The sequence below is a fragment of the Bradyrhizobium sp. I71 genome (assembly GCF_022354745.1).
Classification (GTDB): Bacteria; Pseudomonadota; Alphaproteobacteria; order Rhizobiales; family Xanthobacteraceae; genus Bradyrhizobium; species Bradyrhizobium liaoningense.
This window is the reverse complement of sequence record NZ_CP059398.1, coordinates 2,427,595-2,440,459: the sequence shown is the minus strand read 5'-3', so window position 1 is coordinate 2,440,459 and position 12,865 is coordinate 2,427,595. Positions and strand designations below refer to the sequence as shown.

Sequence of the window (12,865 nt, the reverse complement as noted above, 5' to 3'; positions counted from 1 at the left end):
ATTCCGGGGCGCGTGTAGCGCGAACTATGATGCGCAATTGCGCATCTGAGAATCCATCGGGCCGCAATCACGGTCGATGAATGGATTCCGGGCCCGCGCCCAGTGGCGCGTCCCGGAATGACGGCGGAGTGTGGAGCGCGAGCTCCCGCCTTACGCCGCCTTCCTCAAGATCTTCACCAGCTCCCCGTGCACGAACTCATTGCCGCACACCACGTGCCCGGTCACCAGCGGATCGCCAGGGGTCTCGATGTCGCTCACCGTACCGCCCGCCTCGCGCACCATGATCTGGCCGGCGGCGATGTCCCAGGATTGCAGGTTGCGCTCCCAATAGCCGTCGAGGCGGCCGGCGGCGACGAAGGCGAGGTCGAGCGAAGCGGCGCCGAAGCGGCGCAGGCCCGCGACGCGATTCTGGATTGCGGTCATCTCGCGGCGGAATTCCTCATGGTCGCCGCGGCCGATATGGGGCAGGCCGCAGGCCACCACGCATTCGTTGAGCTGGCGGCGGCCGGCCACGCGCAGGCGCTGGTCGTTGAGGAAGGCGCCCTTGCCGCGCTCGGCGATGTAGAGCTCGTCATTGGCGGGGTTGTAGATCACGCCGGCGATGATCGTGCCCTCACGCGCGAGGCCGATCGAGATCGCGAATTGCGGGATGCCGTGCAGGAAGTTGGTGGTGCCGTCGAGCGGATCGACGATCCAGGTGTGGCTCTTGTCGGTGCCTTCGCGGGTGCCGCCCTCTTCGCCGATGAAGCCGTAGCCGGGCCTTGCCTTGGCGAGGTCCTGATAGAGGATTTCCTCGGCGCGCTTGTCGGCGAGCGAGACGAAATTCGCCGGCCCCTTCAGCGAGACCTGGAGATGCTCGATCTCGCCGAGATCGCGCTTGAGGCTGCGGCCGGCGCGGCGCGCGGCCTTGACCATGACGTTGATAGTGGCGGAATACAGCATGAGCTCTGGACTTGATCGGGGGCGGGGATCAGGGGCAGGGACGGAACGTCGCGCCTGTTTGAGGGATTGGGTGCCCTGCGAGGGCGCTTGCGTCAAGTCATTGCGTCAAGTCATTTGGTCCCGAGCCATTTCTTGGCGGCGGCCTCAGCCTTGGCCCGCTCCTCGGCCGGCAGATCGGATAGTTGCTTGTCGAGATCGGGGTCGCCCTTGCCGGCCGTTTTGGCCACCAGGTGCCATTTGAAGCCCTCGACCTTGTCCATGGGCGTACCCACGCCGTTGATCAGCACCCATGCCAGCCGGTTCTGCGCGATCGCGCTGCCCTGGCGGGACGCCTTGCGGAGCAACGCGACGGCCGCCGGCTGGTTCTTCGGCGTGCCGGTGCCGTTGAACATCGCGATCGCATATTCGACCTCGGCATCGACATTGTCGGCGAGCGAGGCGGCCTGGAGCAGCCGCACCGCGCGTTCCGGGTCCTTCGGCACACCGTTGCCTTCCTTGTAGAAGGTCGCGAGCGCGTATTGGGCCTCGGGCAGGCCTGCATCGGCGGCCTGGCGCAGCAGCTCCGCCGAGCGCTTGACGTCCTGCGGCAGTGTCTGGCCGTCCAGATAGAGCAAGGCGAGGTTATAGGCGGCCTTGGGCTCGCCGAGCTTGGCGGCGGAGGCCATCAGCTTGACCGCCTCGCCCTTGTCGACCGGGCCACCGCGGCCCGACATGCGCAGCATGGCGAGCGCGAACATCGCCTCGCGATCGCCGGAATCGGCGGCGCGCTTGTACCATTCGGCCGCCTTGGCGTAGTCGCGCCGGATGCCCATGGCGTTGGAATAGAGCTCGCCGAGCATGGTCATCGCCTTGGGATCGCCGGCTTGTGCACGGGTGGTGGCGAGCTCGAACGCGGTCTTGTACTGGCCGCGCTGGTAGGCGCCGTAGACCAGATCGACGTTGGGATCGTCGGTCGGCGGTGCGGGGATCACGGTCGCGGCCGGCTTGGGCGAGGGGGACGGCTTGGGGGAGGCCGAAGGTTTCGGCGCGGGAGCGGCCTCCTTCTTCTTGGTGATCGTGTGCGGCTTGGGCTTCTGCTTTTCGGCGGGTGCGCCCGGCGTTGCGGCCGGCGGCGTGATCTGGAGCTGCGCGGCCGCGGGCGCCGTGAGCAGCAGCGCGGCCAGCATGGTGATGTGCGGAAGCTTCATGTCGGGCGCTGGCCGTGCTCCTGACCCGCAGGATCCTGGCTCGCCGGCGCCGTCGCATGGGCCTTCTTGATCGCAGCGTCGGCCTCGACCAGTGCGGCCTTGGGCCCGCGCGGATCATCCCAGATGAAGTCGCCGACCAGCACGAAATCGGCGCCGCTGGCGGCGAAATCGCGGGCCTCTTCCAGCGAATTGGCAAAGCCGACGCAGGGCGGCTCGAACAGCTCGGCCCACCAGTCCAGCCGTTCGGCGATGGCCTGGGATGACGGGCGCTGGCCTTTCTCGTCGGGCTCGCCGAACAGCACATAGTCGGCGCCCATCTCGCCCGCGCTCATGGAATCGTGCCGCGTGGCGAGCCCGCCGACGCCGGCGATGCGATCGGGCTTGAGCGAGGGCGCCGCCTCTTCCAGCGCGGCAAGACCGGTGAGGTGCGCGCCGTCGGCGCCGCCGCGCGCGACGATGTCAGGATGACCGTCGACGAGGAGAGCTGCGCCTGCCTTCTGCACCGGCGGTGCCAACGCCTTGATGCGCGAGATCATGGTGCGCTGGTCGGTCTCCTTCAGCCGCAGCAGCACGGCCGCGACATCGGCCGAAGCGAGCAGGCCCGGCAAATCGGCGACGAGCCTCGCAGGGTCCTCGACAATAGGCGTCGCGAGGTAGAGACGCGGCGCCGGGCGCGGCGGAGGCGGTTTGTTCGACAAGATCTACGCTGCCTTCTGTTCCAGGCTGCTTTGCCATTCGCCCTTGGAGGCAAGGCCGTTCATCCGCGCGCGATGGCTGAAGGCGCGCTGTCCGGCCGCGACGTTCCCGGCCTTGCCGGACCAGGCCTTCTGCGGCGCGGCCTGGAGCGCGCGGCCGTAGGAGAAGGTCAGGCCCCAGGGCAGCGGGCCGAGCTTGTGCATGGCATTGAGATGCGCGGTCGCCTCTTCATCCGACTGGCCGCCGGAGAGGAAAGCGATGCCGGGCACGGCTGCGGGCACGCAGGCCTTGAGCAGCCGGATCGTCTTCTCCGCGACCTCCTCGACGGAGGCCTGCTTCGGACACTTCTTGCCCGAGATTGTCATGTTCGGCTTCAGCACCATGCCTTCGAGCGCGACGCGCTGCACGCGCAACTCCTGGAACGTCTTGTTGAGGACGCGTTGCGTCACCTCATAGCAGCGGTCGATGTCGTGATCGCCGTCCATCAGCACTTCCGGCTCGACGATCGGCACGATCTGCGCGGCCTGGCACAGCGCGGCATAGCGCGCCAGCGCATGGGCGTTGACGCTGATCGCGGTCATCGAGGGGATGCCGCTGCCGATGTCGATCACCGCGCGCCATTTGGCAAAGCGCGCGCCGCGCTCGTAATATTTCTTCAGCCGCTCGGCGAGCTTGTCGAGCCCGACCGTGACGAGCTCGCCCGGGCACATCGGCAGGGCTTGCGTGCCCTCGTCGACCTTGATCCCCGGGATGGCGCCGCTCTGCTCGATCAGCCTGACCAGCGGCGTGCCGTCCTTGGCGTCCTGCCAGATCGTCTCGTCATAGAGGATCACGCCGGAGATGTACTGGCTCATGGCGTCCTTGGCGCGAAACAGCATCTCGCGATAGTCGCGGCGGTTCTCTTCCGTCGATTCCACGCCGATGGCGTCGAAACGCTTCTTGATGGTGCCGGAGGATTCGTCGGCGGCAAGGATACCCTTGCCGGGCGCGACCATGGCGGTGGCGATCCTGTTGAGCTCAGTCAGATTCATCGAGAGGTCCTCCCAAATCGATTCTGCCCTTGCCCGCAAAAATAGACCGTTCTCGGGCAATTGCCGAGTTAACGTTCGTCGCAGGGCAAAAGCGGGGAGGCTGGGTCTTCGCCTCGCCCCGCTTGCGGGGAGAGGCCGGATTTTGCGCGTAGCGTGAAATCCGGGTGAGGGGGCTCTCCGCGAGTTCGACTGCTACCGTCCCCGGGGAGACGCCCCCTCACCCCGACCCTCTCCCCGCAAGCGGGGCGAGGGGGAAGATGGGGCGGCGTCTGCCTTACGCCACCTTCGCGATCGCTTACGCCACCTTGGGGTCGAGCTCGCCCTTGGCGTAGCGCTTGGCCATCTCGGCGGTGGTCAGCACCTTCTTGACCTTGGAGGCCTGGCCGGCGGTATTGAACTCCTGAAGCCGCTGCTTGCACAGCTTGGTCATCGCTTCCATCGCCGGCTTCAGATATTTGCGCGGATCGAACTCTTCCGGATTGTCCTTGAGCACCTTGCGGATCTGGCCGGTCATCGCCATGCGGTTGTCGGTGTCGATGTTGATCTTGCGCACGCCGTTCTTGATGCCGCGCTGGATCTCGCTGACAGGCACGCCCCAGGTCGGCTTCATCTTGCCGCCATAGGCGTTGATGATGTCCTGGAGATCCTGAGGCACCGACGAGGAGCCGTGCATGACGAGATGGGTGTTCGGCAGCTTGCGGTGGATCTCCTCGATCACGTTCATGGCGAGGATGTCGCCATCGGGCTTGCGGGTAAATTTGTAAGCACCGTGAGAAGTCCCCATCGCGATCGCGAGCGCGTCGACCTTGGTCTCCCTGACGAACTTCACCGCCTCGTCCGGATTGGTCAGGAGCTGGTCGTGGCTGAGCTTGCCCTCGGCGCCGTGGCCGTCTTCCTTGTCGCCCATGCCGGTTTCGAGCGAGCCGAGCACGCCTAGCTCGCCTTCGACCGAGATGCCGCCGAGATGGGCCATGTCGGTCACGGTCTTGGTGACGCCGACATTGTAGCCCCAGTCGCCGGGGGTCTTGCCGTCGGCCTTGAGCGAGCCGTCCATCATAACCGAGGTGAAGCCCGCCTGGATCGCGGTCATGCAGGTCGCGGGCTCGTTGCCGTGGTCGAGATGCACGCAGACCGGAATGTGCGGATAGATCTCGGTCACCGCGTCCATCATGTGCTTGAGCATGACGTCGTTGGCGTAGGAGCGCGCGCCGCGCGAGGCCTGGATGATGACGGGCGCGTCGACCTGGTTGGCCGCGTCCATGATCGCCAGCGCCTGCTCCATGTTGTTGATGTTGAAGGCCGGTACGCCGTAATCGTTCTCCGCCGCGTGGTCGAGCAGTTGACGTAACGTGATCCGAGCCATCTGTGTCTTTCTCCCGTTGGGGCCTGCAAGGCCGCTTGATTACTTGATACGCAGAACTTCGACGCCGGGCAGCGGCTTGCCTTCCATCCATTCGAGGAACGCGCCACCGGCGGTCGACACATAGGTGAAGTCACCGGCCACATGGGCCTGGTTGAGCGCAGCGACAGTGTCGCCGCCGCCCGCGATCGAGACCAGCTTCTTCGCCTTGGTGCGCTCGGCGGCATGCTTGGCGGCCGCGACCGTGCCGCGGTCGAACGGCTGCATCTCGAAGGCGCCCAGCGGTCCGTTCCAGACCAGGGTTGCCGCATCGTCGATCGCCGCGTGGACGCGCGCGACCGATTGCGGGCCGACATCGAGGATCATGCCGTCGGCCGGGATCGCATCGAGCCCATAGGCATGCGACGGCGCGTTGGCCGCGAAATGATAGGCGACGGTCGCATCCACGGGGAGGATGATCGCGCAGTTGGCGGCGTCCGCCTTCTCCATGATGCGCAGCGCGGTCGGCGCGAGGTCCTTCTCGGCCAGCGACTTGCCGATCGCGACGCCCTGGGCGTGCAGGAAGGTGTTGGCCATGCCGCCGCCGATCACGAGCGCGTCGACCTTGGTCACGAGATTTTCGAGCAGGTCGATCTTGGTCGAGACCTTGGCGCCGCCGATGATCGCGATCACCGGCTTGGTCGGGGATCCCAGCGCCTTCTCCAGCGCATTGAGCTCGGCCTGCATGGTGCGGCCGGCATAGGCCGGCAGCTTGTGGCCGAGGCCTTCGGTCGAGGCATGGGCGCGGTGCGCCGCCGAGAAGGCGTCATTGACCCAGATGTCGCCGAGCTTGGCGAGCTCCGCGACGAAGGCGGGATCGTTCTTTTCCTCTTCCTTGTGGAAGCGGGTGTTTTCGAGACAGAGGATGTCGCCGTCCTCTAGGCCGGCCACGGCCTTTGCTGCGGGTTCGCCGATGCAGTCATCGGCGAAGCCGACCGGCTTCTTCACCACCTTCGACAGCGCCTCGGCGACCGGCTTGAGCGAGTCCTTGGCATCGCGCCCCTTCGGCCGGCCGAAATGCGCGAGCAGGATGACCTTGCCGCCCTTGTCGGCGAGTTCGGTGATGGTCGGCGCCACGCGCTCGAGCCGGGTCGCGTCGGTGACGCGCCCGTTCTCCATGGGCACGTTGAGGTCGACGCGCAGCAGCACGCGCTTGCCCTTCACGTCGACGTCGTCGAGGGTGCGGAATTTGTTGGTCATCGGACGCTTCCTTGTCCCGGGCGCATTGCGGCGCAAGGCGCCGCTGTGCAGAACCGGGACCCACGTTGCGGCGAGTCCCGCGGTTAAGATGGGTCCCGGCTCTGCGACGCAGCGCTTCACGCTGCATCGCGTCCGGGACACGAGAGCGGAGTCAGATCACCTTCGCCAACGCGACGGCGGTGTCCGCCATGCGGTTCGAGAAGCCCCACTCGTTGTCGTACCAGGACATCACGCGCACCAGCGTGCCGTTCTGCACCTTGGTCTGGTCCTCGTGGAAGGTCGAGGAGTGCGGATCGTGGTTGAAGTCGATCGAGACGTTCGGCGCGCTGGTGTAGCCGAGGATGCCCTTGAGCTGCTGCTCGCTGGCGCGCTTCATCGCCGCGTTGATCTCCTTGGCGTCGGTGGCGCGCTTGGCGACGATCTTGAGGTCGACCACCGAGACGTTCGGGGTCGGCACGCGGATCGCGACGCCGTCGAGCTTGCCCTTCAGCTCGGGCAGCACGAGACCGATCGCTTTCGCAGCACCGGTCGAGGTCGGGATCATCGACATCGCAGCGGCGCGGCCGCGGTAGAGATCCTTGTGCAGCGTGTCCAGCGTCGGCTGGTCGCCGGTATAGGCGTGGATCGTGGTCATGAAGCCGGTCTCGATGCCGACGAGATCGTTCAGCACCTTGGCGACCGGCGCGAGGCAGTTCGTCGTGCAGGAGCCGTTCGAGACGACCAGGTGATCCCTAGTCAGGGTGTCGTGGTTGACGCCGTAGACGATGGTGGCATCGGCGCCGTCGGCGGGCGCGGAGACCAGCACGCGCTTGGCGCCGGCGGTCAGATGCGCGGAGGCCTTGTCCTTCGAGGTGAAGATGCCGGTGCATTCCAGCGCGATGTCGACGCCGAGATCCTTCCAGGGCAGCTTCGAGGGATCGCGCTCGGCGGTCACCTTGATCTTGCCGTTGCCGAAGCTGATGGAGTCGCCGTCGACGGTGACGGTGCCGGGGAAGCGGCCATGGACGCTGTCGAAACGGAGCAGATGGGCGTTGGTCTCGACCGGGCCGAGATCGTTGATACCGACGACCTCGATGTCCTTGCGGCCTGACTCGGCGATAGCCCGCAGGACGTTGCGGCCGATGCGGCCAAAACCGTTGATTCCGACGCGGACTGCCATGTTTCGTCTCCTTCAATGACCGTTGTCATCCCGCACAACGCGCTTTCGTGCGCCTGCGAGGGTTTTTTAGGGGCGGGCGCCCGGTTCGGCCGGGCGGTGCTTGATCATATGGAAGACTACGTAGTCCTTTTTTGGGGCAAGCTCAACTCTCAGGAAATGCGCTTCAGCACAGCGTTAACCGCGGCCTCGGCGGTAATGCCGAAATGCTTGTAAAGCTCCTTGGCGGGACCGCTTTCGCCGAAGGAATGCATGCCGATGAATTCGCCGTCCTGGCCGATCACGGCATCCCAGCCCCAGCGCACGGCGGCCTCGATGGCGATCTTGACCGGCGCGTTGCCGATGATTGTGGCACGCTTGGCCTCTGGTTGCGCTAACAACAGCTCGAGCGAGGGAACAGAGACAACGCGTGACGCGATGCCGCGTTCCGCGAGCTGCTTCTGGGCCGCGACCGCGATCTCGACTTCGGAGCCGGAGGCAAACAGCGTGGCCTTGGCTTCGCCCTGGGCCGCGACCAGCTCATAGGCGCCGACTGCGCAGGGATTGTCGCTCGGTGCGGTGGTCCGCAGCTGCGGCAGGTTCTGTCGCGTCAGCGCCAGCACGGTCGGACCGTCGATGCGGTTGAGCGCGAGCTCCCAGCATTCTGCGACCTCGATGGAATCGCAGGGGCGGAACACGCGCATGTTCGGAATGGCGCGAAGCGCGGCGAGATGCTCGACCGGCTGATGCGTCGGCCCATCTTCGCCGAGGCCGATGGAGTCGTGCGTCATCACATAGACGACGCCGGTGCCCATCAGTGCGGCGAGGCGCATCGCGGGACGTGCGTAGTCGGTGAACACCAGGAAGGTCGCGCCGTTCGGCGCGAAGCCGCCGTGCAGGAAGATGCCGTTCATCGCGGCGCACATGCCGTGCTCGCGGATGCCGTAATGGATGAAGCGGCCCTTCGGCGTCTTGGCCGAGAACGCGGTCGCCGACTTCGCCTTGTTGTTGTTGGAGCCGGTGAGATCGGCCGAGCCGGCCAGAAATTCCATCGGCATGGCCGCGGCGATCACCTCGATCGCAGCCTCCGACGATTTGCGCGTCGCCGCCGTCAGCGGCTTCTCCAGCAGCTCCTTCTTGTGTGCCTTCAGCGCCTTGGCCAGCGAGGCCGGACGCTCATGGCGCAGGCGGCGCTCGAACTCGGCGCGCTTGCGGCTGCCGAGCTCACTGATCCGTGCTTCCCATTCCTGGCGTGCCGCGGCGCCGCGGCTGCCGGCCGCGCGCCATGCCTTCAGCACGTCGTCGGGCACCGAGAACGGCTCGAGCGAGATGCCGAGATTTTCCTTGGCGGCCTTGAGCTCGTCGGCGCCGAGCGCCTCGCCATGCACCTTCGAGGTGCCGGCCTTGTGCGGCGCGCCGAAGCCGATGGTGGTGCGGCAGGCGATCAGCGTCGGCTTGTTCGATTTTTGCGCGCGGGTGATGGCGGCGGCAATGGCGGCCTGATCCTGGCCGTCGATCTTCTCGGCGGCCCAGCCCGCCGACTTGAAGCGCTTCACCTGGTCGACGGAATCGGAGATCGAGGTCGGGCCGTCGATCGAGATGCCGTTGTCGTCGTAGAGCACGATCAGCTTGTTGAGCTTCCAGTGCCCGGCCATCGCGATCGCTTCCTGCGACACGCCTTCCATCAGATCGCCGTCGGAGGCGAGCACATAGGTGTGGTGGTCGACGATCTTCTTGCCGAACTCGGCGGCCAGCATCTTCTCGGCGAGCGCCATGCCGACCGCGGTCGAGATGCCCTGGCCGAGCGGGCCGGTCGTGGTCTCGATGCCCTTGGTGCGGAAATTCTCGGGGTGGCCGGGCGTGAGCGAGTCGACCTGGCGGAACTGCTTGATCTGGTCCAGCGTCATCTCGGTATTGCCGGTCAGGTACAGCAGCGAATAGAGCAGCATCGAGCCGTGGCCGGCCGAGAGCACGAAGCGGTCGCGGTCCGGCCAGGCGGGCGCTGCGGCGTCGAATTTCAGGAACTGCGTGAACAGTACCGTGGCGATGTCGGCGGCACCCATCGGCAGGCCGGGATGGCCCGATTTCGCCTTCTCGACAGCGTCCATCGAAAGGCCGCGGATCGCGTTGGCCATACGGGTGTGATCGACCTGCGTCATGTCTGAAATCCGTCTGAAATGAGGCGCTTGGCGATGTACGCCCGCGCGGGAGGAGCCTGGCGGCCACTGAAGGTCGGGGCTGGGATAGCACCTCGGTTCCGGGAGTCCAAGGCGGTCAAACGCCGGTTTGGCCGTAAAAGTTGCCGGTCGAGATCAGTTTTCCGCCGGGATCGTGCCGGAAGGAATCGATCGATCGCAACCGCGTCCCGATTGATCGGTGCATAGTTTTGCGGCGGCGTTGCGCTGGGCTAGCTTGCCACGTAAATTTCTGCTTCTAACCGCTTGCCGAACCGAGTCTTTTGCCGGACGGCAAGCTCCAGGGAAAGGCCACTGGGCAAAGGCCGCCAGGTTCCGCCGCTGACTGCATGAACGATCGCGTGTCCAATAGCTCCGCCATGACGGAATCATCCGCCGTCGAGATCGAGATTGCGACCCGCAGGCTCACGGCGGCGCTCGACGCACTCGAAAGCGCGGTCGAGCGGCGACGCGATGCCGATCGCGACGAGAACGAACTCGCGGCGCGGATCCAGGCGCTCGGCGCTGATCGCTCGCGACTCGCCGACGAGCTCGACGGCGCGCTGGTGAAGGCGCGCAAGCTCGAGCGCACCAATCGCGAGATTTCCGACCGGCTGGATTCCGCAATCGTCACGATACGCTCGGTGCTCGATACCGGAGAGGACGGATGAGCCACATCAACGTCACCATCAACGGCCGGCAATACCGCATGGCCTGCGAGGAGGGCCAGGAGGTGCGGCTGCTCAAGCTCGCCGAGAGCCTGGAGACGCGCATCCAGTCGCTGCGCGGAAAATTCGGCGAGATCGGCGATGCGCGCCTCACGGTGATGGCGGCGCTGACCGTGTGCGACGAGTTGATCGACGCCGGCAACCGCATCCGCACCATGGAGCAGGAGCTGGTCGAGCTCCGGGACTTCCGCAACGCCGCCGTCGAGCGCGCCCGGATGACGCAGACCGCGGTGGTGAATGCGCTGAATGCCGCAGCCGAACGCATCGAGAAGTCGACCCAGGTCCTGAACCGCACGGTCGGAGGCGGGATCGCGATCGGGTAGGGGCCGCAGAAGAGGTTGCCTATTGTTGTAGTCGGTTTGGCCGCGGGCGACGCGCCTCTCCCGCTTGCGGGAGAGGTCGGCGCATCCGGGCGAAGCGAAGCTTCGTCCCGTGCGCCGGGTGAGGGTTCTCTCCTCTAGGGGATTGTCCCGTCGCGGAGACACCCTCTCCCCAACCCTCCCCCGCAAGCGGGGGAGGGAGCGCACTTCCGCCGTGGCTCGGCCGAAGCTCGCTTTTCACCGCACTGGCACTTCGTCAGTACAGTTGTTACATTGCCCAAGCGAGGCTGCGACGTGCGTCAGGAGCCATATATCCCCGGGGCCTTATCGATCCTTTAGGGAACTGTCCCTGGCCGGGCCCGTGGGCCCGGACATATGGTGCCCACCTACTTTCGTAGGGAACTCCGGGATCGAGTGCTTCAACGGCGTTCGCGGCTTCGTACTGTTTTCTTCGTGTCTGTCGAATTGCGTCCCCGACACGCTTGCGGTTCAGCTCAAGGTTCGGTGTCATGCCCCGCCTAGTGCGCAATTGCGCACGGAGGGCCGGGGCATCCAGTACGCCGCGGCGTCGAGGTTCTAGCACTGGCGTCTCTGGAATACTGGATCATCCGCATTCGCGGGCGATGACGTGGGGGACCAAAGCGCATGTCCGCTTCCAAAGCCGAGCTCCGTGCCAAAGCCCTCGCCAGGCGTGACGCGCTGAGCGACAAGAAGCGCATCGCTGCGGCCGCAAAGCTCGCCAAGCGCGGGTTGCCGTTCGAGCTGCTGCCCGGCAGCATCGTCTCCGGCTATTCGCCGATCCGCAACGAGATCGATCCCCTGCCGCTGATGAAGCGGCTCGCCGAGCAGGGCGCAAAGCTGGCGCTGCCTTGCGTGGCCGCGCGCGGCCAGTCGCTGATCTTCCGCATCTTCCATCCGAACGACCGCCTGACGCTCGGCCCGCTCGGCATTCCCGAGCCGTCGCCGGCAGCAAGCGAAGTGATCCCCGACATCATGCTGACGCCGCTTGCGGCCTTCGACCGTCTCGGCCATCGCATCGGCTATGGTGCCGGCCATTACGATTTCACCTTCGCGCATTTGCGCAAGACCAAGCAAATCATCGGCATCGGGCTTGCCTTTGCGGCGCAGGAGATCGAGGCGGTTCCGGCACTATCCCACGACGTCGCGCTGGATTATGTGCTAACGGAATCGGACGTGTTCGATTTCCGGAGTTCTGAAGTTGCGCATTCTCTTCGTGGGTGATGTCGTCGGTCGTAGCGGGCGCGAGGCCATCGCCGAATATCTGCCCGGCATGGTCAAGGACTGGTCGCTCGATTTCGTCGTCGTCAACGGCGAGAATTCCGCTGGCGGCTTCGGCATCACGGAGGCGATCTACCAGGAGTTTCTCGAGGCCGGCGCCGATGCGGTGACGCTCGGCAATCATTCCTGGGACCAGCGCGAGGCGCTGGTGTTCATCGAGCGCGCCGATCGCCTGGTGCGCCCCACAAACTATCCGCGCGGCACGCCCGGCCGCGGCGCCGCGCTGGTCGAGACCAAGAACGGCAAGCATGCCCTCGTCGTTAACGCCTTGGGCCGCGTCTTCATGACCCCGTTCGACGATCCCTTCGCGGCGCTGGAGCGCGAGCTTGGCGCCTGTCCGCTCGGCGTTGCCGCCGACGCCATCGTCGTCGATTTTCATTGCGAGGCGAGCAGCGAGAAGCAGGGCATCGGCTTCTTCTGCGACGGCCGCGCCAGCCTCGTCGTCGGCACCCACACCCATGTGCCGACCGCCGACCACCAGATCCTCGCAGGCGGCACCGCCTACATGACCGACGCCGGCATGACCGGCGATTACGATTCCATCATCGGCATGCAGAAGGAAGAACCGCTGCGCCGGTTTACGTCAGGGATTCCATCCGCCCGCTTCGAGCCCGCCGCGGGCGCAGCGACGCTCAGCGGCGTCGCGGTGGAGACCGACGATGCGACGGGGCTCGCGCTACGCATCGCGCCAGTGCGTGTGGGCGGCCGGCTGGAGCCGGCGACGCCGAAGTTCTGGTTGAGCTGAGTAGACTGC

General features: G+C 66.0%; 12 protein-coding genes and 1 other RNA gene. 5 read left to right on the top strand and 8 right to left on the bottom strand.

Going from position 1 to position 12,865, the window contains the following annotated elements; all coding sequences use genetic code 11:
• Positions 1-150: 150 nt before the first annotated feature.
• The 8 genes from FJV43_RS12060 to tkt form a co-directional block, all read right to left on the bottom strand.
• Positions 151-942, bottom strand: coding sequence for an inositol monophosphatase family protein (locus FJV43_RS12060; protein WP_239627234.1), 792 nt, complete (start codon positions 940-942; stop codon positions 151-153).
• 110 nt (positions 943-1,052) lie between these two features.
• Entirely contained in the window at positions 1,053-2,129 is a 1,077-nt protein-coding gene (locus FJV43_RS12055; protein WP_239627233.1) for a tetratricopeptide repeat protein, read from the bottom strand.
• Positions 2,126-2,827 (bottom strand): thiamine phosphate synthase, encoded by a 702-nt coding sequence (locus tag FJV43_RS12050; protein ID WP_239627231.1) that lies wholly within the window; start codon positions 2,825-2,827, stop codon positions 2,126-2,128. Before FJV43_RS12050 ends, FJV43_RS12055 begins: the two co-directional genes overlap by 4 nt.
• Positions 2,828-2,830: 3 nt before the next feature.
• Entirely contained in the window at positions 2,831-3,856 is a 1,026-nt protein-coding gene (locus FJV43_RS12045) for a class I fructose-bisphosphate aldolase (protein WP_239627229.1), read from the bottom strand.
• A gap of 295 nt (positions 3,857-4,151) precedes the next feature.
• Positions 4,152-5,219 (bottom strand): class II fructose-bisphosphate aldolase, encoded by a 1,068-nt coding sequence (fba, locus tag FJV43_RS12040; protein WP_239627227.1) that lies wholly within the window; start codon positions 5,217-5,219, stop codon positions 4,152-4,154.
• A 39-nt stretch (positions 5,220-5,258) separates the two neighbouring features.
• On the bottom strand, positions 5,259-6,455 hold the full coding sequence (locus FJV43_RS12035; RefSeq protein WP_239627226.1) for a phosphoglycerate kinase: 1,197 nt from the start codon (positions 6,453-6,455) through the stop codon (positions 5,259-5,261).
• Between the two features lie 151 nt (positions 6,456-6,606).
• Complete coding sequence (gene gap / locus FJV43_RS12030; protein WP_239627224.1) at positions 6,607-7,614, bottom strand: type I glyceraldehyde-3-phosphate dehydrogenase; 1,008 nt, start codon at positions 7,612-7,614, stop codon at positions 6,607-6,609.
• 149 nt (positions 7,615-7,763) lie between these two features.
• Positions 7,764-9,749 (bottom strand): transketolase, encoded by a 1,986-nt coding sequence (gene tkt, locus FJV43_RS12025; RefSeq protein WP_239627222.1) that lies wholly within the window; start codon positions 9,747-9,749, stop codon positions 7,764-7,766.
• Between the two features lie 395 nt (positions 9,750-10,144).
• Between tkt and FJV43_RS12020 the strand changes: the two genes are divergently transcribed.
• The 5 genes from FJV43_RS12020 (at position 10,145) to FJV43_RS12000 (ending at position 12,856) form a co-directional block, all read left to right on the top strand.
• The gene (locus FJV43_RS12020) at positions 10,145-10,435 is read left to right on the top strand and encodes a DUF4164 domain-containing protein (protein ID WP_008546526.1); all 291 of its coding nucleotides are present in this window, start codon (positions 10,145-10,147) and stop codon (positions 10,433-10,435) included.
• Entirely contained in the window at positions 10,432-10,815 is a 384-nt protein-coding gene (locus FJV43_RS12015; protein ID WP_028182480.1) for a cell division protein ZapA, read from the top strand. The genes FJV43_RS12020 and FJV43_RS12015 overlap by 4 nt, the downstream gene beginning before the upstream one ends.
• Before the next feature lie 278 nt (positions 10,816-11,093).
• Positions 11,094-11,254: non-coding RNA, 6S RNA (gene ssrS, locus FJV43_RS12010), on the top strand.
• A 203-nt stretch (positions 11,255-11,457) separates the two neighbouring features.
• Positions 11,458-12,054: a 5-formyltetrahydrofolate cyclo-ligase gene (locus tag FJV43_RS12005; RefSeq protein ID WP_239627220.1), complete on the top strand. Its 597-nt coding sequence runs from the start codon at positions 11,458-11,460 to the stop codon at positions 12,052-12,054.
• Positions 12,032-12,856: a TIGR00282 family metallophosphoesterase gene (locus FJV43_RS12000; protein WP_239627219.1), complete on the top strand. Its 825-nt coding sequence runs from the start codon at positions 12,032-12,034 to the stop codon at positions 12,854-12,856. The genes FJV43_RS12005 and FJV43_RS12000 overlap by 23 nt, the downstream gene beginning before the upstream one ends.
• Positions 12,857-12,865: the final 9 nt, after the last annotated feature.

Excerpts from the sequence above, each read along its gene's own strand:
- FJV43_RS12060 (WP_239627234.1), bottom strand. The coding sequence starts at position 942 with ATGCTGTATTCCGCCACTATCAACGTCATGGTCAAGGCCGCGCGCCGC.
- FJV43_RS12055 (WP_239627233.1), bottom strand. The coding sequence starts at position 2,129 with ATGAAGCTTCCGCACATCACCATGCTGGCCGCGCTGCTGCTCACGGCG.
- FJV43_RS12045 (WP_239627229.1), bottom strand. The coding sequence starts at position 3,856 with ATGAATCTGACTGAGCTCAACAGGATCGCCACCGCCATGGTCGCGCCC.
- fba (WP_239627227.1), bottom strand. The coding sequence starts at position 5,219 with ATGGCTCGGATCACGTTACGTCAACTGCTCGACCACGCGGCGGAGAAC.
- FJV43_RS12035 (WP_239627226.1), bottom strand. The coding sequence starts at position 6,455 with ATGACCAACAAATTCCGCACCCTCGACGACGTCGACGTGAAGGGCAAG.
- gap (WP_239627224.1), bottom strand. The coding sequence starts at position 7,614 with ATGGCAGTCCGCGTCGGAATCAACGGTTTTGGCCGCATCGGCCGCAAC.
- tkt (WP_239627222.1), bottom strand. The coding sequence starts at position 9,749 with ATGACGCAGGTCGATCACACCCGTATGGCCAACGCGATCCGCGGCCTT.
- FJV43_RS12020 (WP_008546526.1), top strand. The coding sequence starts at position 10,145 with ATGACGGAATCATCCGCCGTCGAGATCGAGATTGCGACCCGCAGGCTC.
- FJV43_RS12015 (WP_028182480.1), top strand. The coding sequence starts at position 10,432 with ATGAGCCACATCAACGTCACCATCAACGGCCGGCAATACCGCATGGCC.
- FJV43_RS12005 (WP_239627220.1), top strand. The coding sequence starts at position 11,458 with ATGTCCGCTTCCAAAGCCGAGCTCCGTGCCAAAGCCCTCGCCAGGCGT.